This is a genomic window from Arcticibacter sp. (assembly GCF_045629565.1).
Taxonomy (GTDB): domain Bacteria; phylum Bacteroidota; class Bacteroidia; order Sphingobacteriales; family Sphingobacteriaceae; genus Arcticibacter.
Genome location: NZ_JAZQRL010000039.1, coordinates 21,168 through 47,923, shown reverse-complemented (window position 1 = coordinate 47,923; position 26,756 = coordinate 21,168). Strand labels below are relative to the sequence as shown.

22 protein-coding genes are annotated in these 26,756 nt (G+C 44.9%); 16 read left to right on the top strand and 6 right to left on the bottom strand.

The window, feature by feature from the left end:
• Positions 1–365: RrF2 family transcriptional regulator (locus ACKI5J_RS05305; protein ID WP_407427251.1), on the bottom strand; the 365-nt coding region annotated here is incomplete at its 3' end.
• 558 nt (positions 366–923) lie between these two features.
• Positions 924–2,108: a formimidoylglutamase gene (locus ACKI5J_RS05300; protein WP_407427249.1), complete on the bottom strand. Its 1,185-nt coding sequence runs from the start codon at positions 2,106–2,108 to the stop codon at positions 924–926.
• 60 nt (positions 2,109–2,168) lie between these two features.
• Here ACKI5J_RS05300 and ACKI5J_RS05295 point away from each other — a divergent pair, with 60 nt between their 5' ends.
• From ACKI5J_RS05295 to ACKI5J_RS05285, 3 genes are all read left to right on the top strand, one after another.
• A complete protein-coding gene (locus ACKI5J_RS05295) occupies positions 2,169–3,170 on the top strand; it encodes an NAD-dependent epimerase/dehydratase family protein (RefSeq protein ID WP_407427247.1) in 1,002 nt (333 codons plus the stop codon).
• Between the two features lie 47 nt (positions 3,171–3,217).
• On the top strand, positions 3,218–4,510 hold the full coding sequence (locus ACKI5J_RS05290) for an HAD-IB family phosphatase (RefSeq protein ID WP_407427245.1): 1,293 nt from the start codon (positions 3,218–3,220) through the stop codon (positions 4,508–4,510).
• A 98-nt stretch (positions 4,511–4,608) separates the two neighbouring features.
• A complete protein-coding gene (locus ACKI5J_RS05285; RefSeq protein ID WP_407427243.1) occupies positions 4,609–5,676 on the top strand; it encodes a branched-chain amino acid aminotransferase in 1,068 nt (355 codons plus the stop codon).
• Between the two features lie 239 nt (positions 5,677–5,915).
• Here the strand turns inward: ACKI5J_RS05285 and ACKI5J_RS05280 are convergent, their stop codons facing one another.
• Positions 5,916–7,826: a hypothetical protein gene (locus tag ACKI5J_RS05280; RefSeq protein ID WP_407427241.1), complete on the bottom strand. Its 1,911-nt coding sequence runs from the start codon at positions 7,824–7,826 to the stop codon at positions 5,916–5,918.
• Positions 7,827–7,965: 139 nt separating this feature from the next.
• Between ACKI5J_RS05280 and miaB the strand changes: the two genes are divergently transcribed.
• The 7 genes from miaB to groL all read left to right on the top strand — a co-directional run bounded on the left by miaB (position 7,966) and on the right by groL (position 15,027).
• Positions 7,966–9,387: a tRNA (N6-isopentenyl adenosine(37)-C2)-methylthiotransferase MiaB gene (gene miaB, locus ACKI5J_RS05275; RefSeq protein WP_407427239.1), complete on the top strand. Its 1,422-nt coding sequence runs from the start codon at positions 7,966–7,968 to the stop codon at positions 9,385–9,387.
• A gap of 13 nt (positions 9,388–9,400) precedes the next feature.
• Positions 9,401–10,636 (top strand): sigma-54 interaction domain-containing protein, encoded by a 1,236-nt coding sequence (locus ACKI5J_RS05270; RefSeq protein WP_407427237.1) that lies wholly within the window; start codon positions 9,401–9,403, stop codon positions 10,634–10,636.
• An 8-nt stretch (positions 10,637–10,644) separates the two neighbouring features.
• Positions 10,645–11,154 (top strand): LptE family protein, encoded by a 510-nt coding sequence (locus tag ACKI5J_RS05265; RefSeq protein WP_407427235.1) that lies wholly within the window; start codon positions 10,645–10,647, stop codon positions 11,152–11,154.
• A 29-nt stretch (positions 11,155–11,183) separates the two neighbouring features.
• Positions 11,184–12,563, top strand: coding sequence for a hypothetical protein (locus ACKI5J_RS05260; protein WP_407427233.1), 1,380 nt, complete (start codon positions 11,184–11,186; stop codon positions 12,561–12,563).
• Positions 12,564–12,572: 9 nt separating this feature from the next.
• Positions 12,573–12,914, top strand: coding sequence for a preprotein translocase subunit SecG (gene secG, locus ACKI5J_RS05255; RefSeq protein ID WP_407427231.1), 342 nt, complete (start codon positions 12,573–12,575; stop codon positions 12,912–12,914).
• 164 nt (positions 12,915–13,078) lie between these two features.
• Positions 13,079–13,354, top strand: a complete 276-nt coding sequence (gene groES / locus ACKI5J_RS05250) for a co-chaperone GroES (RefSeq protein WP_407427229.1) — start codon at positions 13,079–13,081, stop codon at positions 13,352–13,354.
• A gap of 35 nt (positions 13,355–13,389) precedes the next feature.
• A complete protein-coding gene (gene groL / locus ACKI5J_RS05245; RefSeq protein ID WP_407427227.1) occupies positions 13,390–15,027 on the top strand; it encodes a chaperonin GroEL in 1,638 nt (545 codons plus the stop codon).
• A 93-nt stretch (positions 15,028–15,120) separates the two neighbouring features.
• Here the strand turns inward: groL and ACKI5J_RS05240 are convergent, their stop codons facing one another.
• On the bottom strand, positions 15,121–16,293 hold the full coding sequence (locus ACKI5J_RS05240) for an aldose epimerase family protein (protein WP_407427225.1): 1,173 nt from the start codon (positions 16,291–16,293) through the stop codon (positions 15,121–15,123).
• Between the two features lie 167 nt (positions 16,294–16,460).
• On the opposite strand from ACKI5J_RS05240, the gene ACKI5J_RS05235 reads away from it, so the two are divergent.
• Positions 16,461–17,606 carry a methionine aminotransferase gene (locus ACKI5J_RS05235; protein WP_407427223.1) on the top strand — a complete coding sequence of 382 codons (1,146 nt, stop codon included), beginning with the start codon at positions 16,461–16,463 and terminating at the stop codon, positions 17,604–17,606.
• Here ACKI5J_RS05235 and lipB read toward each other — a convergent pair.
• Both lipB and ACKI5J_RS05225 read right to left on the bottom strand, forming a co-directional pair.
• Positions 17,603–18,322, bottom strand: a complete 720-nt coding sequence (lipB, locus tag ACKI5J_RS05230) for a lipoyl(octanoyl) transferase LipB (RefSeq protein ID WP_407427221.1) — start codon at positions 18,320–18,322, stop codon at positions 17,603–17,605. The two genes, ACKI5J_RS05235 and lipB, sit on opposite strands and share 4 nt — an antisense overlap.
• Positions 18,312–19,016 carry a 4'-phosphopantetheinyl transferase family protein gene (locus ACKI5J_RS05225; RefSeq protein WP_407427219.1) on the bottom strand — a complete coding sequence of 235 codons (705 nt, stop codon included), beginning with the start codon at positions 19,014–19,016 and terminating at the stop codon, positions 18,312–18,314. The genes lipB and ACKI5J_RS05225 overlap by 11 nt, the downstream gene beginning before the upstream one ends.
• A 206-nt stretch (positions 19,017–19,222) precedes the next feature.
• Here ACKI5J_RS05225 and dcd point away from each other — a divergent pair, with 206 nt between their 5' ends.
• The 5 genes from dcd to fucP all read left to right on the top strand — a co-directional run bounded on the left by dcd (position 19,223) and on the right by fucP (position 26,755).
• Positions 19,223–19,759: a dCTP deaminase gene (dcd, locus tag ACKI5J_RS05220; RefSeq protein ID WP_407427217.1), complete on the top strand. Its 537-nt coding sequence runs from the start codon at positions 19,223–19,225 to the stop codon at positions 19,757–19,759.
• A 65-nt stretch (positions 19,760–19,824) separates the two neighbouring features.
• Positions 19,825–22,521, top strand: a complete 2,697-nt coding sequence (locus ACKI5J_RS05215; protein WP_407427215.1) for a TonB-dependent receptor plug domain-containing protein — start codon at positions 19,825–19,827, stop codon at positions 22,519–22,521.
• Positions 22,522–22,595: 74 nt separating this feature from the next.
• Positions 22,596–22,892, top strand: a complete 297-nt coding sequence (locus ACKI5J_RS05210) for an ATP-dependent Clp protease adaptor ClpS (RefSeq protein WP_407427213.1) — start codon at positions 22,596–22,598, stop codon at positions 22,890–22,892.
• Between the two features lie 76 nt (positions 22,893–22,968).
• Positions 22,969–25,434, top strand: a complete 2,466-nt coding sequence (locus ACKI5J_RS05205) for a TonB-dependent receptor domain-containing protein (protein WP_407427211.1) — start codon at positions 22,969–22,971, stop codon at positions 25,432–25,434.
• A 58-nt stretch (positions 25,435–25,492) separates the two neighbouring features.
• On the top strand, positions 25,493–26,755 hold the full coding sequence (fucP, locus tag ACKI5J_RS05200; RefSeq protein ID WP_407427209.1) for an L-fucose:H+ symporter permease: 1,263 nt from the start codon (positions 25,493–25,495) through the stop codon (positions 26,753–26,755).
• The last annotated feature ends 1 nt before the right edge of the window (position 26,756 follow it).

Here is a 26,756-nt window from a genome sequence, read left to right as displayed (position 1 = left end):
GCATGAATCTCGGTCCTGATCGATAGAAATTGATGGTGTAACGGGCATGGGTTATCTGCAGAACACTCCTTCAATCCTAATGCACAGCCATAGAAAAGCCGGTCGCCATCGATTGCCTCCACAATATCACTTACAGCTCTTTGGAGAGCTGCCTCGTCAAGAAAAAACCCTCCGTTCGGACCTTTAAAGGAACTGATTAAGCCCTTTCTGCTTAAGTCCTGAAGTATTTTTCCGAGATACAGTTCCGGCGAGTCGATTCCGGATGCAATTTCCTTAATACCTACACGCTTCCCTTCCCCAGATTTCTGCGCGATATAAAACACCGCCCGGATTGCATATTCACATGTTTTTGAGAAGATAGCCATAAACCCATCAAAAGTAAAAAAATAAACATATAGACTGCGCTTTAACAAACAGTATCATCTATTTCGTCATGATAAATCGCGGTGCCGGTTTACAGACCTTTCTTTACATGCCTGAATCGATAGGCGCATCCGGTAAAGACAGACATATGACCTGTATCCAGGATCCCCGAAATTACGCTGTATACGCTTTTAAATATGTGTTAAAAAACCTGGTGCCAGACGTGGAAAGATGAAAACGCAGCCATTTTATCATACAATGAAAAAAGCTCAAATAACCTTTGTATCTGCCGCTGACCTCCTTCTGGTCTGGTAGGGACCTGCGAGGGGCCTGGTGGTGAGTCCAGCCACCATGCAGCCAGGGTGTAGCCACGGTACAGCCACCTTTTCCTTACAAAACGTGGCTGCAACGTGGCTACACGGCGGCTAAAGTGTGGCTACACCCACTAGCTGCCCACCAGCTGCTCACTAGCTGCCCACTAGCTTGTGGGCAGCTGAAGCAAACAAGTAATTCCTGAATATAAGATCTTATCCGAAACGTATTGTATTATGGAATGGTGTTTAGATCAGCTTCTGATAGGTTCTCCACCATAGATCGGGCATTTCTCCTGCCACCGCATTCTGATAGTCGTCATATTGACATGGAACGAGGTGGAAACGCTCATTTCCGGAGTGTCCGGTTGGGTATGGCACCTGCATCCACCAACGATCAGTTTTTTTGCTTTTCACGAACACGAGTTCGTGGGATCCGTCTTTGAGTGTCGCCCGGTAGATCAGGTACTGGGATTTTGGCTGTAGCGGGAAATCACGCTTCCGCTGATAGAATCCTTCGATGAAATACCAGATCATCTGGCCCAGCAGCATGGCACTCTGGCCCTCGCTGTCATATGCCGGGTTGAACTCGTAGAAACCAATAGAGCTCAGCTTATCGCTCATACCCGCATAACGGCATAACTGACACGCTTCTTCGCCATAGAATCCGTTTGGACTTGCATTGCTATTTGCCTTTGCATCCGATGAACGTATAGCCGAAATATCAAAGCTGAGTACACTGGCGTTACGAATAATAGGCTCGGCAACGGATATTTTATTATAAAAATCGCCGAGGCGATTAACGTCAAACAACAGTTTTTCCATAACCCTCAAGCTATCCTGGTTAACAAAATAAGTTTGATAACCAATATTGCTGAAGTTGAAAAGATAATTCGGTTGGTGTAGGAAGATCTTGTTGAGATAAGAGTTGGAATAGGCCTCGATCGATGGATCATCGGCGATATCATCAAGATCAAACTTGTTATCGATCACCACCAGATCCACCTTTTGCTCCAAATCCTCATAGGCCATGTACTGGGCATAAGTGATATCTTGTCCGCCACCAATAATAACCGGCACCATGTTGTTTTTCACAAGCGTAGTAACGACCGTCTTCACGGCGATATAGGTATCAGCAACGGTATGTCCGGCTTTGATATTTCCCAGATCGGCAATCCTTGGTTTAAAAGCACCGGCATGTAAGCTGTAGAGCTTCTCACGGATATAGTCAGGGCCAAGAGCGCAGCCTTCGTTATTTACCGCATGGCGATCATCTAACACCCCAAACAGCACGATATCTACCGTACCCTCCTCCAGATCAGGGAAATGATGCGTAAAAACGCTCATCTGACTACCCATCTGACTGCTATGGAACCCTGCTTCTGCACCAAATTTACGGTCATCGACCGGCATGAAAAAATCAACTAAAGACATATTCGCTCCAAATATCCATTTAATTCAGTTACTTTTGAAAGCAAATTCAATTTTTGCCGGATGATCTTAGTTACTGGCGCTACAGGCTTTTTAGGTTCAGAATTAGTTAAACAGCTGCATGACAGAGGCATGCCGGTAAGGGCATTGAAGCGTCTTAATTCTTCTATCCCAACCATTCTTGAAGATCTAACTCGTATTGAATGGGTCACTGCCGACATTCTTGATTACTTCTCACTGGAAAAGGTCTTCGAGGGCGTTACGCATGTTTACCATTGCTGCGCGATGATCTCTTTTGACAGTGCTGATAAGGCGGCTATGCTTCGTGTAAACAAGGAAGGCACGGCCTATGTGGTCGATCTTTGTCTGCTTTATAACATAGAAAAGCTGGTACATGTGAGCTCCGTGGCTTCACTGGGTGACCCAAAAACCGGCGGAGAGGTTACTGAAAAGGATCAATGGGAATTCAATGGCACTCAGCATGGCTACTCCATCTCTAAATACGAAAGTGAAATGGAGGTTTGGCGCGGTATTGCGGAAGGGCTGAATGCGGTAATTGTTAATCCATCGGTAATCATCGGTAAAAATGCAGGCACAAAGGGAAGCGGAAAATTATTTGAACTGGTTCGTAAAGGACTCCGCTATTACACACCGGGTTCACTCGGTGTAGTGGATGTAGAGGACGTGGCGAAGGTAATGATCCGGCTTATGGCCAGTGACATCGCTGGGGAACGATTTATTGTTAACGGGGAGAACATGAGCTATGAGCGACTTTTCGCTGAGACCGCAAAGTGCTTCGATCTGCCCGTTCCGAAAACTGAGTTGAGTAAGGGACAAATGTTTCTGGGCTGGCTGGGAGCGAAAGTCGCCTCCGTTTTAACGGGAAAAAAATACAGTCTGACAAGGGATACAGCTAAAAGTGCTTTTAAAAGATCCTCCTACTCGTCGGCCAAACTTTCAAAATATCTTCCTGAGATGAGTTTCAAGCCTATTTCCCGGTCTATCAGGGAAATTACTGAACATCTGAGGAATTCATATACACGAGACCGCCTGCAAAAAGAATAAAGCTTAGAGGAATCCGGTTTTCCGCGTTTTTAATACAAACTATTTTAATGAAAAATTTTTACATCATTGATTTTGACAGCACCTTTACCCAGGTAGAGGCATTAGATGAACTCGTACGAATTTCATTAAGTGATCATCCCGACAGGGAGGAGATCTACAAAAAGATCGAGGACCTGACCAACGCAGCCATGGAAGGCAGATTGTCTTTCCGGGAGAGTCTGACCCAGAGAGTGCAGCTGCTGCATGCGAACCAGGAACACCTTAAACAGCTCGTCAGCAGGTTGAAGAAGAAAGTTTCAGCATCTTTTTCACGTAACAGGGAGTTCTTTAAACAACACGCCGACGAGGTTTTGATCGTATCTGGTGGATTTAAGGAGTTTATTACTCCGGTAGTTTTGCCGTTTGATATCAAGATAGAGAATATTTATGCCAATACTTTCACCTTCGATGAAGAGGGCAATATAACCGGTTACGACCAGGAGAACCCGCTGTCGCAGGAAGGCGGCAAGGTAAAGCTGCTAAAGCAGCTACAGCTGGAAGGCAATATTTATGGTATCGGAGACGGATATTCAGACTTCCAGTTGAAGGAGTCGGGATTGATCCAGAAATTCTACGCCTTCACGGAGAATATTGCGCGGCAAAGCATTTTGGAAAAAGCAGATCATATCACGCCGAGCTTTGATGAGTTCCTCTATGTGAATAAATTGCCTCAAGCGATCTCCTACCCCAAAAACAGGATCCTATGCCTGATTGTGGGGGATGTTCCGGAAGAGGCCATACAGGTTCTGAAAAAAGACGGTTTTTCTATCCGCCATAAGGAAACTTTCGAAGATAAATATGTTGGTGATGTGGGGATGGTTCTGCTGGCTGACGGAGAAAAAATAAGTGACGCCAAGCTTTTGAAGGCCATCAAACTGAAGACAATCGGCTATTTGGGTAATAGCAAGAATAAGATATCACACGATATCGCTACGGAAATGGGTATTGTGATCTTCGATGACCAGAAGCAGAACCCCCGAAACGCCAAGTTTATCCCCAAACGAATGGCTGATTTTATTAATAAGGGCGACACGTATATGAGTTCCAATTTCCCGAACTTACAGCTTCCGAAGGTTGGTAACGCTCACAGGCTGATCCATATTCATAAAAATATTCCGGGCATTATGGCGCAGATTAACAAGGTTTACGCTAACCATAACATTAACATTTCCGGACAGTTCCTGATGACAAACGAGCAGATCGGTTATGCGATTACGGATGTGAGCGCCCGATATGATAAGCAGGTTCTGAAAGAGTTGAAGGAGATCGACCAGACAATTAAGTTCAGAATTTTGTTTTAAAATGCTCTATGGTTTTTTTGACGATCGTAAGGCCTTGAGCCTGTGAATAATCCTCAAAAAACTGTTACTTTGTATACAACAACATAATACACACTGTCGTGACTGATACGTTAGATATAAAAATTACCAAAACTTCTGCTTCCCGTTTACAGGATACAGATTTTACAGATCTTCCATTTGGGAAGGTATTTACCGACCACATGTTCGTGGCGGATTATGAGGATGGTGAATGGAAGAATTTTCAGATCGTCCCTTATGGTGATATGTCTTTTAGTCCGGCTATGTCTGTGCTGCATTACGGCCAGGCGTTTTTCGAAGGATTAAAGGCTTACAAACATGCGGATGGCAACGCTGTGATCTTCCGCCCTTATAAAAATGCCGATCGTTTTAATAAATCTGCATTGAGGCTATGCGCGCCGGAATTGCCGAGAGATATTTTTGTTCAGAGCATAGCCGCATTGGTTGAGCTTGACCGTGGGTGGATTCCTGACGGCAAGGGCAACTCGCTGTATATCCGTCCGTTTATGTTCTCCACTGACCCTTACTTGGGTGTGCAGCCATCGAAAACGTATAAGTTTATCGTGCTGGCCTGCCCTGTAGGTGCTTATTATTCAAAACCACTGAATGTTAAGATCGAAACGAAGTTTTCCCGTTCGGCTGAAGGTGGATTCGGATTTGCCAAGGCTGCCGGAAACTATGCAGGATCTTTATTGCCTGCCCTGGAGGCAATGAAAGAGGGCTATGATCAGCTGATCTGGACGGATGGTAAAGACCACGCTTATATTGAGGAATTGGGAACTGCCAATGTGATGTTTTTGATCGATGGTAAGATAGTGACTCCTTCTACGCGTGACACAATCCTGGAAGGTATCACCAGAGATACTATTCTGACCCTGGCTCGCCATTGGGATCTCCCGGTTGAGGAACGCCGCGTATCTGTTGATGAAATTATTACTGCATTGAGAGAAGGTCGTATGACTGAAGCTTTCGGTGTCGGTACTGCTGCTACAATTACTCCTATCGCGGCGATTTCGCTGGAGGGCGAGCGCTATGAACTGCCAGATCCTGCAAATGCAGCGTTTTCTTTAAAGGCACTACAGACGCTTGATGAGATTCGTTATGGATTGCAGGCTGATACTTTTGAATGGAATTATGTAGTAGGATAAATTATACGACTAGGCCTTGAGGCTCATTAACGAGACTTGAGGCTTAGTGGTTTTATTTAAGCACCTTTCTATCCATTTAGATGCCGTCCTTAAGGAGCAGCATTTATGTACAATCAAACGTACGGTTCTTTTATTAATTCAGAAATTGGTTTTTTAAGCCCCTAACCATCGTAGGTATATCATATTTTGCCATCGAGAGTGATAAGTTAACACATAATACGATGATATAGCTCATCAAATCAACTTCCGGAAGCGGCACTATCTTTCTTCGCTTCAAGATCCTTTTTTTCTTCCTCCTGCGCTTTTTTCGCCTTCTTCTCCTTCTTTTTCAGCTCGCGCTTTTTCACCCGCTCAAGCTTGTTCTCCCTCATCTTTTCTTTCAGTGCTTCAAAGTCTGATTTTACACCGCTGACTACTTCGCCGACCTTGGAGGCGACATTCCTGATCCGGTTCTCTTTCTCCCGGCTTACCCCTACGCTCTCCTTTACTCCCTCAAGTAAGCTTTTCCAGTAAAATTTAAAGAAGGCAAATGATGCAGGCCTTGGGAAATAGATATTTCCAACCGTAAATACGTTGTTGTTCTTAGGATCAGGGTTTCCTACGTTGAGCACAAAGGTGTTCGCGATGCCCGAGACTAAACCTTGCTTCTTCAGACGACCGGTTTCATCGTCAATCTTTAAAAGCTGGACATGGAGGTCGGAGTAGTAAAACTTTACTGTTCCGCGGGCAACTTTTTCATTTGCTCTGATGTTAAACTGCAGTTTGCGGACGTTGAGCGACTGTACAGTGACCATTGCGAGAGGATTTGTCACCGGGTTTAATGCCCTGCCGTCCATCGCTCCTAGCGTACCGGCAGAGGTAAATGCTCCGTGCTTGTCGGTCAGATTGAAATTAAATGTTACATGCAGGTTGGATTTGCCCATGAAAAGGGTAGACAACTCCGCTCTCATGAATTTATTTTTGGCCAATGCCGTACGATCGTTGGTGACGTTGTAGATCGCTCCTCTTGTATTGGCGAAGGAGACGGTACCGGTCTTGCCTGTCTTTTTGTTAAATTCCTGATAGGCGATCTGTACCCTGCGAAGCTGCAGGGTGTCGATGCGGAGGTCAAGTGCAAGTTTCTGTAATTGCTGGTGGGGAAATTTTCCTGTTTTATTTTCCACTTTCTTTGGCAATGCGTTAGTGTTGTAGATGCCTACCTTACCGTCGGCGAGAACCATTCTATTGACAAAGAACCGCTGTTCCTGTTTAAGCTTCTCCAGATCTATTCCTTTAAGTACGATCTGGTTAAACCGGATATCGAACCGGTCTTTGGACATTTTCACCTTGCGATAGAATGCCGGTATTTCATACCGGGGTTGCATCCGGGCCTCGTCCATCACCAGACTCTTACCCCTGGTAGAGAACTTGACGGATTTGAACCGGAGGAAATAAAGGCTGTCTGCTGTAGCGATTTTATAGTTCTTCAACTCAACGTCTACGTTTCGGGTGTGATAGAACCTATCCTTATCTTTTTCAGACAATGAATCGAGCAGAAAATCTGTGACCATGAGATTCAGATTTTTGATAGCCGTTTTTTTCTCTTTTGGTGTGCTTTTGTTGATGAGTACGAAATCTATATCCTTTAATTGAATATCCGCTATCCGAACCTCTTTGAGCGACTTGGAGATCATTTGATAGAGCGACTTTTTTGAAGTGGTATCTGCTTCTTTATTGTAGGGCTGACGCTTGTTGGTAATGATCATCTTCGGGTGGTCGATCACAATCTTATCTACATTGAGCTTCCTGGTATCGTATAATCTTCTGGGATGAAAATTGACCAGATCAAAGCTTTCTACCTGAAGGTTGTACATATTGTCGGGAGCTCGCTTCAGTATCTCCAACTCCTTGTACCGGTTTTCATCAGGGATCAGCTTCAGATTTTTCAGCGATGCGTTTCCGCTGATGAGATTAATTTTAAGATCGGTGTATTCCACCCGGTATAGGCTGTCAGAAGAATTTAACACCAACTGCTTAAGCTGCGTATCGAGCAAGGGTTTCCACCGACTGCTGAGATACCAGGCGGCCCCGGCGAGAAGGATGAACACCACGAGTAGAATGATGAGTATCCACTTCCAAAATGAAACAAAAAAACGCCAGATAGCAGCCATATACATGCATTAACCTGCTTAGTACTCAGCTTGTTTGAGACGACCTGTAATTAAGATTGAAGAGATTCAATTAAGGCATGCCAACATGTCACAATAAATTAAATTGTACTACCTTTGCAGTTCTTAGAATAAGAATGATATGCATAATTTGGAGATAGGCGTGAAAGATCATGACGAGGCGAGACAAGGTGAAGCCTTATTGCTGGAGGCAACATCCGAGCTTAACAATGGAAGGAAGCTGTATATAGAAAGCTATGGCTGCGCTATGAACTTTTCTGACAGCGAGATTGTAGCCTCCATCATGACTGATATGGGCTTTAAGACCACCTCTGACTATAAAGAAGCTGACGTAATATTTATAAATACCTGCTCGATCCGTGAAAACGCAGAGCAAAGAGTTAGAAATCGCCTGAAGGAATTCAAGGCCGTTAAAAGTAAGAACCCGGGAATGATGGTGGGTGTTCTGGGCTGTATGGCCGAACGTTTGAAGTCTAAGTTTCTGGAAGAGGAAAAATTGGTGGACGTAGTAATAGGGCCTGATGCTTACCGTGACTTGCCTAACCTGATCGACCAGGTAGATGAGGGGAACCGTGCCGTAAACGTGTTGCTATCCAGGGAGGAGACGTATGCAGACATTAGCCCTGTGCGCCTGAACACCAATGGCATCACTGCCTTTATCTCGATTATGAGAGGCTGTGATAACATGTGTTCGTTCTGCGTCGTTCCGTTCACCAGAGGAAGAGAACGTAGCCGGGATGCTCATTCCATCATTCAGGAGGCTAAGGATCTTTACGCTCAGGGTTATAAAGAAGTTACTTTACTTGGACAGAATGTCGATTCGTACAAATGGACATCGGAAGATCAGTTGGAGAAAGTAAACTTTGCCAGCCTGCTGGAGATGGTAGCCTTGGTGGGACCTGACCTTAGAGTGCGTTTCTCGACTTCGCATCCTAAAGATATTACAGACGAGGTGCTGCACACCATGGCGAAGTACGATAATATCTGCAAATACATCCACCTTCCGGTACAGTCGGGCAATTCCCGCGTATTGGATATTATGAACCGTACATACGATCGTGAATGGTACATGGAACGTGTTGTGGCCATCAGGAGGATATTACCCGGATGCGCGATATCTACCGACGTGATCACCGGCTTTTGTACTGAAACAGAAGAGGAGCATGCGGATACACTGAGCATGATGGAGTTTGTAAAATACGACTTTGCCTATATGTTTATGTACTCAGAGCGCCCCGGGACACTGGCAGCGAAACGCTATACGGACGATGTGCCGGAAGATGTGAAGAACCGGAGGTTCAATGAGATCATCAAGTTGCAGCAAAAGCACTCGCATGAGCGCCTGTTGGAGCAGATCGGAGAAACGCAGACAGTCCTTATTGAGAACTTTTCGAAGAAATCGGCTCTTGATTACTCCGGAAGAAATGACAAGAACGCGACCGTTGTGTTCCCGGTGGTTGAACGTTTTAAGCCTGGTCAGTACGTCGAGGTGCTGATTGAACGTTGTACTCCTGCCACATTGATCGGCAGAATTGTTGAATAGTTTAAATTAACACATGGATACGCAGGATATAAAAAACCGGTTTGGCATTATTGGCAATTCGCCATTGCTTAACCGTGCTATTGATATTGCAAGTCAGGTTGCCCCAACCGATATTTCTGTGTTGATCACAGGTGAAAGCGGTAGCGGAAAAGAGGTGTTTTCGCACATCATCCATCAGATGAGTGCGCGTAAGCACGGACCGTTTATTGCCGTAAACTGTGGTGCGATACCCGAGGGAACGATCGACTCAGAGCTATTTGGGCATGAGAAAGGTTCCTTTACAGGCGCACATGAAGCCCGTAAGGGATACTTTGAGGTGGTAAACGGCGGAACGATTTTCCTGGATGAGGTGGCGGAACTCCCGATCGGAACGCAGGCTCGTCTGCTCCGTATCCTGGAATCGGGCGAATACCTTCGTGTCGGTTCATCCAAGGTGCAGAAAACAGATGTGCGTGTGGTTGCTGCAACGAATGTGGATGTTTACGATGCGGTCAAAAACGGCAAATTCAGGGAAGACCTCTATTACCGTTTGAGTACAGTGCCTTTGAAAATTCCGCCATTGAGGGAGCGTAAGGAAGATATATACCTTTTGTTCCGCAAGTTTATTGCTGACTTTACACATAAATACAGAAGTCCGTCGGTTCAGCTCGATGCAGAAGCGAGACATATCCTGACCAATTACAGCTGGCCGGGAAATGTGCGTCAGCTGAAAAATGTGGCTGAACAGATCGCTGTTCTGGAGAAGGACAGAAACCTGACAGGGCAAAGCATCCTTCAATACATTCCACAGGAAGCAGGAACAAATAATCTGCCGATGCGGATTAAACAGGACGCGAAAGAGGACTTTTCCGAGAGAGATATTCTTTATAAGGTGCTTTTTGATATGAAGCGCGATATGCTGGAGTTGAAAAAGCTGGTTGCCGAGATTATAAAGAACGGAGGTAATTCTGCCTCGATTGCTGAAAATCACCACATCGTACAACAGCTGTATCAGGATGTTGAATTTCCGGCTATTGCTCCGGCCGTCCCATTTGTATTGCATAAGCCTGAAGTAGAGAAAAAGAACGACTTTAGCTATGTTCCGCATTCGGAAGAGGTGGAAGAATCGCTTTCACTTGTAGAGAAAGAGTCTGACCTGATTAAGAAGGCACTGAAAAAGCACAAGGGAAAGCGTAAGCTGGCCGCCAATGAGCTTGGCATTTCTGAGCGTACCCTTTACAGGAAGATTAAAGAGTTGAACCTGAATTAAGCAAGTACATGAACGTATTATTGAAAAGAACTTTTCTCTTTTTTATTCCCTTGTTATTTCTATTCCAGTCATGCGGGATATACAGCTTTACGGGAGCGTCCATACCGGCAGATATGAAGACGGTGTCTGTTCAGTTCTTCGAGAACAGCGCTCCGTTGGTGGTACCTGGGCTCAGCCAGCAGTTTACTGAAGCACTCAAGGAAAGAATCAGGAACCAGTCGAGCCTTAGTATTACCAGGGACAATGCGGACGGAAATTTTGAAGGCCGGATAACGGATTACAGCATCAGACCGGTTGCTGTGACAGGCAACGAAATTGCCGAGGCAACGCGTATCAGTATCACGGTGCAGGTAAAGTTTGTCAACGCTGTGGATAATGAATATAGCTTTGAGCAATCGTTCACCCGTTTTAAGGAGCTTCCGGGAAGTAACGTGCAGGCGCAGGAACAATCTGCCATACGTGAGATCAATCAATTGCTTACTGAAGATATCTTCAACAGAGCTTTTGCAAACTGGTAATCAAGGGATACATTCATTAAAGAAAAAACGTGGAAAAACTTCAGGCATCAGGAAACAGGGAATTTTTAAAGTTTTTGTCGCCCTCTGAAAAGTGGACGGATGCGGACAGGGCTGCTCTGAAATACCTTGTTTTAAAGTTTCCTTACTGTCAGCCCCTGCATTTTGCACATGCCTCTGCCCTGCGTACGGAGGATCAGGCGACTTATGAGAGCTACCTAAGAAAGGCTTCAGTATATGCGCCGAGGAGGGATGTCCTTTACCGGTTCATGAACGAACCACAGTATTTTCAGCCAGAGATTGATCTGTCGGACGACGGTGAAGACATCAGTCTGCCGGAACTTTCAGTACCTGTTCCTGCAAGAGAAACAGTCCATCATGATATAGAAACGGTTACCCCGGAAACAGAAGCGGCGGTGATTGAGGGATACGGATCTGATCTGGAAGAGTTTGCTGAGGAGGAAAGGACAGTTGAATTCGGACAGGAAGAGCCGACTGAAGAGCAAAAGGACGAGGCAGAATATACCCTGGAAGAGCAGCCAGACGCCCTGCTGATAGAAGAATATGTGGAAGAAGACGAGTCGGAAGATCATGGTGCCGAGGAGGATTTGCCTGTAGCACCATCGGTTGAAGAAAGGGGCATTGAAGAAGCTGCTCAGGAAGAACCCACAGAGAAGAATCCAGTTGGGCAGGAGTCTGTTGAACTTATCGAGACGGTGATCCCTGAATCTGAACTTCCCGGTCAGGAAACGGAGGCGGAATTTCCGGAAAAGGAAACGCCAACCAATCATGTAGCTGTGGAAAGCATTGCGTCGTCTGACTACTTCGCATTTAACAAGTCTGCGATTGACCCGCTGAAGACTGCGTTAAGCGCTGCAAAAACAGAGCCAGTGGCTGAGAAGGAGGAAGTATCCAGATACGACGACGATTCGCTTCCTTACACTTTTTTATGGTGGCTTCATAAGACCCGTAAGGAATTTGAGGAGACTTATCAGCCTTACGCGCCGAAAGCACCCGCCATAAGAACGAGCGCACCTGCAGCTTCACCGCTGTTGAACCAGCAAATCATAGAGAACATTTTTCATATCCAGCCTGAGCTGAATACGATTGCTGCGAATGCAACGGTTGAGTTTGAGCTGAAGCGGAAAGAGGACATCATTATTGAGCGATTCATTAAAGAAGAACCTCAGATCAAGCCTCCAAGCACCGCAAAAGTCGATACCGAGAACAAGGCCAGGAAAAGTTCGGAGGATAATCTGGAGCTGGTTTCGGAAACTTTAGCTAAAATTTATACCGATCAGATGCTTTTTGACAAGGCAATTGAGACGTACAGGAAATTAAGTTTGAAATATCCGGATAAAAGTATTTACTTTGCAAGCCAAATTGAAAATTTAGAAAAGAGAATCAGCTAATTATAAGATATGTTTTACGTTATCATCATTGTTGCCATTATCATTTGCATCCTTTTGGGATTGATTATTTTAATTCAGGAGCCAAAAGGCGGAGGATTGACTTCCGGATTTGCTGGTTCTAACAATATTATGGGTGTGCAAAGAACCGGAGACTTCCTGGAAAAAGGAACCTGGATCTTGACGATCAGCCTGATGGTACTTGTATTATTTGCTAACGTGGTGGTTCCGCAGGGAGCATCTCAGAGCAGAGAGGCACAAGAGATTCAGAATCAGATCAACAAAGGATCGAACGCTCCTGCGGCACCTGCACCGGCCCCTCTTCCGGGCTTGTCTGACACCTCAAAGAGATAACAAGCATTATTCCATACGCAAAAAGGCTGCACCGCAAGGATGCAGCCTTTTTGCGTTTAAGCACATTTTTTCAGTGCTTAGCTGCCAACACTGACAGCATGACACCGTTTAGACCTTTGGCACAGAATCTGACTACTTAAGGACAAAACTAATATTCATTAAAAATGGCATTAAATATTAAACCAATCGCAGATAGAGTAGTAGTTGAAGCTGCTCCTGCTGAAGAGAAAACAGCATCTGGTATCTACATTCCGGATACCGCGAAGGAAAAACCTCAAAGAGGCACTGTAGTTGCAGTTGGTGATGGCAAAGTAGACGAGCCTTTAACTGTTAAAGTTGGAGACGAGGTTTTATATGGCAAATATGCCGGTACTGAGATTACCTATGAAGGTAAGGAATATTTGATTATGCGTGAATCTGATATATACGCGATTTTATAATCTCCTAAATTATTTATTAAAAATATTCAATAGAAATGGCAAAACAAGTTAAATACAATGTTGAAGCGCGCGACGCCCTGAAAAAAGGTGTTGACACATTAGCAAACGCAGTAAAGGTTACATTGGGACCAAAAGGCCGCAACGTAATCATTGATAAGAAATTCGGTTCACCTGCGATCACAAAAGACGGTGTAACTGTTGCAAAAGAAATTGACCTGAAAGATCCCCTTGAAAACATGGGTGCTCAGATGGTGAAGGAAGTAGCTTCCAAAACTGCTGATATCGCAGGTGACGGAACTACAACTGCTACTGTACTGGCTCAGGCTATCGTTACTGCAGGTGTTAAAAACGTTGCTGCGGGCGCAAATCCAATGGATTTAAAACGTGGTATTGACAAGGCTGTTACTGCTGTTGTTGCTAATCTGAAAGAGCAGTCTCAGACTGTTGGAGAAGACAATAATAAGATCAAACAGGTTGCTTCTATCTCTGCAAACAATGACGAGATTATCGGTTCTTTGATTGCTGAAGCAATGGCTAAAGTTGGTAAAGACGGTGTGATCACTGTTGAAGAAGCTAAGGGTACTGAAACCGAGGTGAAGACTGTAGAAGGTATGCAGTTTGACCGTGGTTACCTTTCTCCTTATTTCGTAACCAACTCTGACAAAATGGAAGTTGAGCTGGAGAACCCTTATATCCTGATCTACGACAAGAAGATCAGCAGCATGAAAGAATTGCTTCCGGTATTGGAAAAACAAGTTCAGACTGGTAAGCCTCTATTGATCATTGCTGAAGATTTAGATGGTGAAGCTCTTGCTACGCTTGTAGTGAATAAGATCCGCGGATCTCTGAAAGTTGCTGCTGTTAAGGCTCCAGGATTCGGAGACCGTCGTAAAGCCATGCTGGAAGACATCGCTATCTTAACTGGTGGTACTGTTATTTCTGAGGAGAGAGGTTACAAGCTTGAAAATGCTGACCTTACTTATTTAGGACAGGCTGAGAAAGTAGTTATTGACAAAGACAATACAACTGTGATCAACGGTGCTGGTAGCTCTGATGATATCAAAGCTCGTGTTGCACAGATCAAATCTCAGATTGAAGCTACTACTTCTGACTACGACCGCGAGAAATTACAGGAACGTTTGGCTAAATTAGCTGGTGGTGTTGCTGTTCTTTACGTTGGTGCTGCTACTGAAGTAGAGATGAAAGAGAAGAAAGACCGTGTTGATGATGCTTTACATGCGACCCGTGCTGCGGTTGAAGAAGGTATCGTTGCTGGTGGTGGCGTTGCGTTTATCCGTGCGGTTGCTGCTTTAGCTGACCTTAAAGGTTCTAACGAAGACGAGAATACTGGTATCCAGATCATCCGTCGTGCTATTGAAGAGCCTCTTCGTCAGATCTGCGAAAACGCTGGAATCGAAGGTTCTATCGTGGTTCAGAAAGTGAAAGAAGGAACTGGTGACTTCGGTTACAATGCTCGTACTGATGTTTACGAAAACCTGATCGGTGCTGGTGTTATCGATCCTACTAAGGTTGGTCGTGTTGCATTAGAGAACGCTGCTTCTATCGCTGCTATGCTGTTAACTACAGAGGTTGTACTTGCTGATGATCCTGAAGAGGAAAAAGGCGGTGCTGGTATGCCTCCAATGGGTGGCGGTATGGGCGGCATGATGTAATCTACATCATCAGTCTGTATCTGAAGATACACTATATAAAAGCCCTGATGCGATACCGCATCAGGGCTTTCTTTTTGCAGTCCTGGCTGTTTGTTATTTAGCAGTGAACTTATAGATGGTGGTAGTTTTGTATGTATCTCCGGGATTCAGGAGGGTTGATGGAAACGATGGCTGGTTCGGCGAATCAGGGAAATGCTGTGTTTCCAGACAGAACGATGTTCTGAAATCGTCTTTGATACCTTGCTTCAGCGTATTTGCCCCTTCAAGGAAATTTCCTCCGTAGAATTGCACTCCCGGCTCGTTGCTTAACACTTCCATTACGATACCTGACTTGTCGCCTGTAGCTATAGCCAGGGTTTCGAGGTTAGCCGACTTTTTGTTTGCATGCACAAAGTTATGGTCATAACCGTTACCGTATTTTAACTGAATATGGTCGGCATCAATCCTCGAACCGATAGCGGTAGGTTTTCTGAAATCGAAGGGAGTACCTTCCACTTTTTCGTTCCTTCCTGTAGGGATCAGCGTTGAATCTACTGGCGTAAACTCTTCAGCATTGATCTGAAGAAGGTGTTCGTTGATCGAACCACTGGCAATTCCGTTCAGGTTGAAGAAAGAGTGATTGGTCAGGTTCACGACTGTTTTCTTGTCTGTAGTTGCCAGATAGTCAATCTTTACTTCGTTATCGTCTGTTAATGTATAGGTGACTTTAACGGTGAGGTTGCCGGGGTAGCCTTCTTCGCCATCCTTTGACAGATAGTTTAACTCAAGCTGGTTATCGGCAATTTGCTTGGCATCCCATATCACTCTTGAAAAGCCTTTCGGTCCGCCGTGAAGATGATTTACTCCATTGTTGGTGGCCAGAGTGTACTCAGTGCCATCGATACTGAACTTGCCCTTCGCAATGCGGTTACCGAACCGGCCGATGGTTGCACCGAAGTAAGTGTCGGGACCCTTGGTATAATCATCCACATTATCAAAGCCAGCTACTACATCCAGAAACTTGCCGTTCTTGTCGGGTATGAGCAGGCTGACCAGCCGCCCCCCGTAGTTAGTAATGGCAGCCTGTACATTATTTTTGTTCTTTAGAATGAAGAGATCCGTTTTCTTTCCGTCTATCGTCGATTGGAAAGCTTCTTTGGCGGGGATAGCCGCCTCTGTACTATCAGTCATATCTGTGGTTTTGTTTTGATTTGAGGAGTTTGTACACGCTCCAAGCGCAAGCAGGCACGCTGCATAAAGCCAGGTTGTTTTCAGTTGGATTTTCATTTCGTATAAAGTGATTTAAATTTGTAGTTCAGCATCAAATTTAACTTTTTAAATATATTAACTTGCAGGTTTAGTCATTTTATGGGCTGTGAAATTGTGCATAATTTAACCATCGTATGTGCTAATATTACTTGAAGAAAAGGCCTTTTACTGCTATTTTAGCCTTGATGATACATCTTACCTCTAAGCTACCTTCTTCAGGTACTACCATATTTACTGTCATGTCCCGGCTTGCACAGGAAAGCGGTGCGATCAATCTATCTCAGGGATACCCTGATTTCGACTGCGACCCTGAACTCATCGTGCTGGTAAACAAACACATGAGAGCCGGGCATAACCAGTATGCACCAATGACGGGTGTAGGTTTGTTGCGCGAGCGCATTTCAGAAAAGGCAAATAGGTTATATGGTGCCGACTACCATCCGGAAACCGAAGTAACGGTCACTGCAGGAGGGACACAGGCTATATTTACGGCTATTGCTGCGCTGGTTCATCCGAACGATGAAGTTATCATCTTTGACCCGTCGTATGACTCATATGCACCTGCCGTTAAACTGGTAGGAGGCTTTGTAAAGTCGTACGAATTGAGTCCACCCAACTATAAGATTGACTGGAAAGCGGTAAGGAAGCTCATCTCTGCACACACCCGCATGATCATTCTGAATACTCCGCAGAATCCTACGGCAACGACATTAAAAGAAGAAGATATTCGGGAACTTATCTCCATTACCAATAATACCGATATATTAATACTGAGCGATGAGGTTTATGAGCATATGATTTACGACGGCCGGCAACATCTGAGTATGGCCAGGTTCCCGGAGTTGCGGGAACGAAGCCTGATTTGTGCGTCCTTCGGCAAGCTGTTTCATAACACAGGTTGGAAAACCGGATATTGCATGGGACCGGCTACGCTGATGGAGGAGTTCAGAAAAGTTCATCAGTTTGAGGTCTTCAGTGTAAATACTCCGGTGCAGCATGCTATTGCCGACTATCTCGCAGACAGATCGCATTATGAAGGACTGAGTGCATTCTATCAGTCAAAGCGGGATTACTTTGCCAGGTTGATGCAAGGCAGCCGGTTTAAGTTGCTTGATTGTGAGGGATCGTACTTCCAGACTGCGCGATTCGATCGCATATCAGGCGAAAGGGATACTGAGTTCGCAAAACGGCTAACGACAGACGTGGGAGTTGCTGCTATTCCGGTTTCTGCCTTTTATGCCAAGGGCACAGATTTTGGAATTATCCGGTTTTGCTTTGCGAAGCAAGATGAAACATTGGAGAGAGCAGCGGAGAAGCTACAAAAGGTCTAGCGTGCGCGCTCCTTCTGGTTATGTATTTCCATGTTAAACAAATTGACAATCTTTTCTTTAAGGTGTACTTTCACTTCTTCCACATCAACGGGCCGTCCCAGCTCACGTGCCATGGACGTTACGTCTTTATCGTCAATACCGCAAGGCACTATATTTTTGAAATAGTCAAGATCGGAGTTGACGTTGAAAGCAAAGCCGTGCATGGTAACCCATCTGCTGCATCTGACACCCATGGCGCAGATCTTTCTTGCCCTATCATTATCAGGATCGATCCAGACGCCGGTGTATCCGGGGTAACGACCTGCAGAAATCCCGTACACGGCAAGGGTCTGGATGATCGCTTCTTCCAGCGTACGCAGGTAAAGATGGATGTCGGTGAAAAAATTGTCCAGGTCAAGAATAGGATATCCAACTATCTGACCAGGACCATGATAGGTGATATCTCCTCCCCGGTTAATTTTATAGTATGAGGCTGACTTCTCTTCGAGGCCTTTCTCATCGAGTAGCAGATTTTCAGGCTTGCCGCTCTTGCCAAGTGTATAAACGTGTGGGTGTTCTACAAAAATGAGGTAGTTCTCTGTTGGTATAGCGGTTTGATTATCCCTGTTAGCGGTTTTTGAAGCAACGATCCCGGAAAATATGCTCTCCTGCCTGTCCCACGCTTCCTGATAATCTACGAGTCCCCAATCCTGGAAGTTTACTTTATTATTTTTCATTAAGCATATTGTTTGTTTTGAACGGCGATGAAGCCATCATCTCATCATTAACCAGACTGAAACCTGCTACATAGCCGATCATGTAATCGGCAAAACGTTGGTAGTGCACATCAAACCTCATCTCTTTTTCAGCTGTCAGGCTGGCTTCGAAACATCCCTCTCCTTTATAGCGGAAAGGGCGAAGATGAATATGATCCTTAAATGAGACGTTCGGCTTACCATGGAGCTTATAGATAGCTTCTTTGGCACACCAACAGGTGTAAAGATGTGGAATTGTATTTTCAGGATCGATGAAGGTTAATTCTTCCTGAGACATGAACTTTTTCGCTACTCTTGTTATCTTACTTTTGACGAGCTCGATGTCAATTCCCACTGGCTTGTCCTCACTTATCATGACGGCTGCATAATCGAAGGAATGGCTGAATGATATATGGTGCGGAAAATTAACCAGATATGGCTTGCCGTGATCATCGACCCGGCAGTCAATATAGTGGTTCGTATTTAACATCTTACGAAGGAGATTGCGTGTACTGAGCCAGTGCAGGTTTCGTTTGCCGTTACTTAAACTGCCGAGGTAAGCGTTTTCCCTGTCGTTTAACTGCAGGTGTGAATATAAATCTTCGGCAGATTCCTCTATTTTCCAAACTGCGAAGCTGGTCTTAGAATCAATTTGCTTGTGATAAGCTAGTCCCATTCTATGATTTTATTTTCATTTGATGCACTTCATATTGCAGCAACTGCTATTTGAACACGTTGCCCCAGGCATTTGCATGATGTCTTGAGACGACCTCTATGGAGGATATACAATATTAAGACAAAAGGGTTTCAATATTGAACGCAAGCCATAATATTTAACTAAAAAATCTAAATATTAGCTAATTTCGACGAAAGTTTCAAAATATGATCCTGTCGGACAAACGCATTTTAGAAGAAATAGAAAAAGGAAGCATCATCATTGAGCCGTTCAGAAGGGAGTGCCTGGGGACAAATTCCTATGACGTACACCTTGGAAAATATCTGGCGACGTACCAAAAAAGGGTTCTGGACGCGAAAGAACATAACGAAATTGTTCATTTTGAAATACCAAAGGACGGTTTTGTACTGCAACCGAATACGCTTTACCTGGGCGTTACTATGGAGTATACCGAGACGCACAGTCATGTTCCTTTTCTGGAAGGCAAGTCGAGCACAGGCAGATTGGGAATCGATATTCATGCTACAGCAGGTAAGGGTGATGTTGGGTTCTGTAATACATGGACGCTGGAGATCTCGGCAACACAGCCTGTAAAAATCTACCCGGGAATGCCGATCGGCCAGCTGATTTATTTCGTTGTGGAGGGTGAAATTGAGACCTTATACAACACGAAGGACAACGCAAAGTACAGCAGAAAAACAACGAAGCCTGTTGAAAGCATGATGTGGAAAAATACTTTTTAAGTACCTCTTTTATTGCTTAAAAGGAAGTATAAATTAGTAAATTGGGGTCAGATATAAACCCTGTTATGAAGCGCTTCCTTCCCCTCTTTTGTGCTCTTATTCTGTGCTCTGCATTAGGTTTAAATTTAGCTGCACAGGAGGACCCGCTCAATAGCCTGATTAGGAAGCTTGAAAAAATCTTAAGTGATTATCCTCAGGAAAAAGTCCACATTCATACCGACAAGCCGTACTACGTTGTAGGTGACAGCCTCTGGCTGAAAGCTTACATTGTAAATGCGGAGAAAAACGAACTGTCAAACCTGAGCAAGATTCTGTACGTAGACCTGATCAACGAGCGGGATTCTGTGAAAAAGTCGCTCCGAATTCCTGCGGTTTTGGGATTAGCCTGGGGGGACATGATTTTGACCGATTCCCTTACCGAGGGCAACTACCGGCTGAGGGCTTATACGAACTGGATGCGTAACTTCGGCGAAGAGTATTACTTCGACAAGATCATCAGAATCGGCAGGTCATTGCCTAACCAGATTGATGCTTCGGTTAGTTATGCTTTTAATAAGTCGGGCTCAGAAGAGCGGGTCAGGGCTGATATTTTGTACACAGACCATGAAGGCAATCCGGTATCTTCGCGGGAGGTGAACTACAGTATTGAACTGGATAACCGGGTAGTTTCAAGAGGGAAAGGCGTAACGGACCAGGACGGCAAGCTAACAATCGAGTTTACGAACAAACAGTCGTTTTTATTGAAGTCTGGAAGAATCACAACACAGATTGCAACAGGAAATAAGGTATTCCAGACTAAATCTTTCCTCATCAAGTCGACGAATGCAGAAGTTGACGTGCAGTTTTTTCCGGAGGGAGGACAATTGATTGAAGGCACTCGTGGAAGAGTCGCTTTTAAAGCTGTGGCCCCTGATGGACTGGGCCGTTCTGTCTCAGGTGTTTTGAAGGACAACACGGGGGCAGTAATCAAGGAGTTTAAAACAGAACATGCAGGAATGGGTACTTTTATTTTTCATCCCTCTCCCGGCAAAACGTATACAGCCACTGTCGCTTTTGAAGATGGATCTGAAAAAAGCTTTAAGCTGCCGGAAGCTCAGGCTTCGGGATATAACTTATTTGTAAACAATGAAGACGAGGTGAGTTTGAAGGTAATGATTTCTGCTAGCGGGGATCTGATAGGTCCATCGCCGGTAACCTTGATCGCTGAGTCAAACGGAGCAGTCAAGTTTGTTGGCCGAAACACCTTGAGCAAGGCAAACCTGACTGCCTCGATACCAAAAAGCAGATTTCACACGGGCATAGTTCGCCTGACGCTATTTTCGGAGGGCTTTCAACCAGTGGCAGAGCGACTGGTATTTATCCGCCACGCCCCCTCTATCGGAATGACGATATCAAATAATAAGGCAGAGTACGGACTTCGAGATAAAGTGGATATGTCTATCCTGGTTCAGGATACTGCACAGGCTCCTGTGGCCAGTGCTTTTTCGCTCGCTGTTATCAACGAAAGCAAGATTCCCTCCGATGAGGATGACGAGACGACGATTTTGTCTAACCTCCTCCTGAGTTCAGATTTGAAGGGCTACATTGAGAAGCCGAACTACTATTTTTCGAGTGAAAGCGAGACAAAAGACCGTCATCTGGATATCCTGATGATGACACAGGGGTGGAGCAGGTTTACATGGAAAAACACGCTGGCCGGCACCTTCCCAGGCGTCGTCTTCAAGCCTGAAACCGGGATATCGATTAGTGGAATTGTTAAAACACCAGGAGGTAAACCTGTACCGAACGGCAAGGTGATGATCCTGGCGTCTAAGGGCAGTGGCCTTCTGCTCGATACCGTGACCGGACAGGACGGACGGTTCAGCTTCGACAATTTGAAGTTTACGGACAGCACGCGCTTTGTTATTCAAGCGCGGAACGCCAAAGATAAAAAGCATGTCGAGATTGAACTTGATCGTGTTCCCCCGCAACTGGTAACAAAAAGTAAAAATAGCCCCGATATTATTTTAAACGTTAATTCATCCATACTTCCTTATCTGCGTCGAAGAAGCGATGAATATGCAGAATTACGGAAACTTGGCCTGGTAAGGCGGAACATCATGCTTGATGAGGTGAGGGTGTCAGAAAAGAAACCGACCGTTAAGAACTCAAGTAATCTCAATGGGGCAGGGAACGCCGACGCAGTTATTACAGGAGACAAACTGCAGAATTGTGTGACGATTGAACAGTGCCTGCAGGGGCTTGTTGTCGGGGTTATTTTCCGGAACGGCATTGCCTATTCCACCAGAAGTATGAATACGCCTATGCAAATAATCCTTGATGGAATGTATGTGGAACCAGAATATCTGTCGATGCTTAATCCTACTGATGTCGAGTCTGTAGAAGTTTTAAGAACGATTGGAAATACAGCCATTTATGGCATGCGCGGCGGTGGTGGAGTACTCATCGTCAACACCAGGCGTGGCGAGCCTAACTATTCCTACAACAGTTATACCCCTGGTATCATTACATACAATCCAGCCGGCTATCATATCGCGAGAGACTTCTATTCTCCGAAATATGATAAAACGAATATCAGAAGACCACTTCCGGACCTTCGCACTACCCTATTGTGGATGCCGAATGGTTTAACCGATTCATCAGGAAAGGCTCAGGTCAGCTACTTTACGTCCGACAATCCAGGAGTTTATAAGGTTGTAGCCGAAGGGCTCGACAGTAAAGGTGGCTTATTCAGAAAAACGTTCAGGTATACGGTGAAATAGAGGTTTTTAAATGGCAAACGTTTTAGCTATAATCTGTTTTCAAAAACAGCCATATTTCACTAAATTTGGCTCTTATGAAAATTCGTTTTGCCGGAACAGAGACTGAAGTGGAGAGTTTTTCTCTGGAGGAAGTATTAGCAGGGCTGAAGTCCAGCCATAAGTTGATACTTTGGAATGACGAAGTCAACACTTTTGAGCACGTCATCTTCTGTCTGATCAAATATCTGGACTACTCTGACAAACAGGCTGAGAGAATAGCCTGGACTGTACATAATGATGGAAAGTGTGCCATTCTGGAGGGATCCTTTACTGAAGTAGAGGTTTATAGAAAAATCCTTAAACAGGAAGGCCTTACCGTAAGCGTCGAGTAATAAAATAGTTACCAGAAGCTATTCATATTCAAATCACCTTTCTTTGCATCCTGCGTTTGATATGAATAGGCTATTTATGAGATCATTAGGTATTGTTGTTTTTTTACTCTCTGTTGCAAACCTTCTTTTTGCACAGTCTGGAGCAAATGGATTAATTAGTGGGAAAGTTACCGATGCGGTTACCGGCAAGCCGGTTGATTTTGCATCACTTGCCATTGTGGAATCGGGAAGCGGACAGACGGTAAAAGGAGGACAGTCTGCTGCCGACGGAAGCTTTACTTTCAGAGCGCTGCCGTTGGGAACGTACACGCTTAAGGTTTCATTCCTGGGCTATCAACCCCTGGACCGGGAAGGCATTTCATTGACTGCGCAGAAACCGGAAGTTAACCTCGGTGCAATAAAACTGGCAATGGGTAAAGCCAGCGTGCTGAAAGAAGTGGTGGTTGAGGCAAAGAAAAGCACCATACAGCTTGGTGTTGATCGCAAGGTATTCAGCGTTGAGCAGAACCTGGTCAGTGCCGGAGGATCAGCAACTGATATTCTCGAAAATGTCCCCACCCTATCTGTTGACATTGACGGCAATGTCAGTCTTCGTGGAACGAGCAATGTGCGCATCCTCATTGATGGCCGCCCTTCTGCCATCGGAGGCGGAGATATTGCCAGCCTCCTGCAATCACTACCAGCGAGCTCAATCGAAACAGTTGAACTGATCACCAATCCGTCCTCTAAATATGATGCTGAAGGGCAAACCGGAATTATAAACATTATCCTGAAGAAGAATCAGCGAGTAGGTTTCAATGGTGGCTTTTCCGTTTCTGCAGGAACCCTTGATAACTACAATGTAAATACCAATCTCAGCTACCGTGATGGCAAGATCAACCTTTACGGTAATCATAGCTATCGCTATTCAAACAGAGAAGGTTCGGGTTTTAACAATACTTTTTTCCTGGACAACAATAGCATTTTGAATAACACGACTTTATCTAACCGTCATAATGAAGGCAATACGGCAAAGCTTGGCCTGGATTATTATATAAATGACAAGACCACTATTGGTATTTCTGGAAATGTAAATTATCGTTCCGGAGATGACACCGAGGACATTAATTACCTCTATCAGAATTATTCAAACGATCTCGATGGCACAAGTTTAAGAAGTGCGGATGAAACGGAAAAAGACAAAGGTTACGATCTTAGCCTCGATTTTATTAGAAAGTTTACACGTCAGGGCGAAGAGCTGTCGGCTAACCTATCCTATGGGCGAAGCACCGAGGATGAGAATCAGTTTTTCAATCAGGACTTTTATACCTTCGGCGGAATCATGAGGGATACGCTGGATCGCAGAACCACTGCAAATGCGGAGAGCCGGGACAACTACAATTTTCAGATTGACTATATATTACCTTTCAATAGTAATCAGAAACTGGAAGCTGGCTACCGGGGCAGCTTGCGAAAGAATGCAGAGTCTCAGGTTTCTGACAGGTTTAACCGCCTGACACAGAGCTTTGAGCGTGATTACTTTCTGACCAACGACTTCGACATGGAAGATCAGGTACATGCCCTATATGGAAACTATCAAAACCAGATCACAGAGAAGTTTGGCTTTCAGTTCGGGTTACGGGCTGAGCAGGCTAATCTGAACACCGTTTACAGAAGTTCGGATCCTACATCTCTTGAACCGGTTATGGCTGAAGGGAAGCTGGATTACTTCCGTATATATCCCAGTGTTTTCTTAACGCAAAAGCTAGAGAACGACAACCAACTCCAGTTAAGTTACACTCGTCGAGTTAACCGCCCGAGAGGATGGCAGATCAACCCATTCAGGGATATCGCAGATCCGAACAATATTCGCGTAGGTAATCCCAATCTGAAGCCAGAGGACATCCATTCCTTTGAATTTAGTCACATGAAATATTGGAAAGCGGTAACGTTCACTTCCTCTCTTTACTTCAGACAGGTAAATGACGTTGTTCAGGGAATACAGCAGCGTGTAGACAGTACAACTACCCTAACTCAATTTGCGAACCTGGCGAGAAATCGCGCTACGGGGCTGGAACTGATATCTAAAGCTGACCTTTTTAAGGGCTTCAATGTCACCGGGAATCTAAACTTTTTCTACAACAACTTTTCAGGCAGCGAAGAGTTTAACATTGCTGGTAACGATGGCTTCAACTGGAACGCAAAACTAATGGCCAACGCGCAGATCTTGCCTAGCTTGTCGGCGCAAGTGAACATGGAATATATGGCCAGGCGAGTAATGGCTCAGGGACGGGGAAGAGAGATATTCGGCACGGACGCAGCGTTGAAGCTAGACGTGTTGAAGAAAAAGGGTAGTCTGTCGTTCAACATGAGGGATATCTTCAATAGCCGGAAATGGGGCGGCATCACAGAGACTGCGGAATTCAACCGGGAATTCAGAAGGCGGATGATGGGCAGGATGAGCACGCTGACTTTTAGCTACCGCTTTGGCAATTCGGACAATCAGCTAAGGAAGAGGAAACAAGAAGAACAGCAAATTGATTCACCAGGTGAAGAATTTTAGTCAGTTTATTGCATACATTTGGGGCCACAAACTTTCTTATAAATTCAATTATTGTTAAATGGCTAAGAGAAATCAATACCTTATTCCAATTATCCTTGTCACTTCCTTATTCTTTTTATGGGCTCTGTTGCACAACATAAATCCCATATTAATTCCTCATTTGCGGAAAGCACTCCAATTAAATGACACGCAGTCATCTTATATTGATGTTGCTGTAGCCGTTGCATACTTTGTCATCGCAATTCCGGCGGGACTGTTCATGCATAAGTTCGGTTATAAGAAAGGTATCATTACGGGATTAGTATTATATGTGATCGGTGCTTTGCTGGTTATTCCCGCAGCTTCATCCCGAGATTACGTTTTCTTCCTTACTGCATTCTTTATTATTGCGAGTGGTGCTACGTTCCTGGAAACTGTTGCAAACCCGTACATTTCCGTTCTTGGAGATAAAGACACGTCTGAGCAGCGACTCAACTTCGCTCAGTCGTTCAATGGCGTAGGCGCATTTTTAGCACCTATCGTGGGCGGTCAGGTGATCTTATCAGGCATTGAACACACCCCAGAGGAACTCAGTGCAATGACTGCCACTCAGCTGAACCAATATCTTCAGTACGAGGCGGATAGTGTAAAAATACCTTACCTAATCATCGCAGGAGTGGTAGCTTTGCTGATCCTCCTGTTCCTCGCTGTTAAACTGCCTGAAGTGAAAGCAGATGACAGTGAACTTCATGGCGCTCCATCAAGCTTCTCGGTAAAAGTATTGCGCCATAAGCATCTCTCGTGGGCAGTATTCGCTCAGTTATTATATGTAGGTGCTCAGGTTGGGATTGGTAGCTTTTTTATAAGGTACGCCAAATTTGTTGCAGATGTTAACGAAAAGGACGCGGCATTTATATGGGGATCAATTGCCATGGTGGGCTTTATGGTTGGCCGTTTCGTTGGGACTTTCCTGATGCGGTATATCAAAGCGGCTAAGTTATTGAGCCTTTATTCGGTGATTAGTATATTGCTTCTGATCGTTTCAGTGGCTTTTGAGGGTAGTGTAGCTCTTTATGCGCTGGCTGTGGTGCCTTTCTTCATGTCTATTATGTTCCCCACGATATTCGCATTGGGTATCAAGGGGTTAGGTGAAGAGACTAAGATAGCGTCGTCGTTCCTCGTGATGGCCATTATTGGTGGTGCTATCATCCCAACAATCATGGGTTATATTTCCGACCAGACAGGAAGTATCCAAGTCGCGTATATCGTACCTATACTATGCTTCCTTTTCATTCTTTATTTTGGTATAAAAGGGCATAGAATATCAACTGAAACTAGATAGA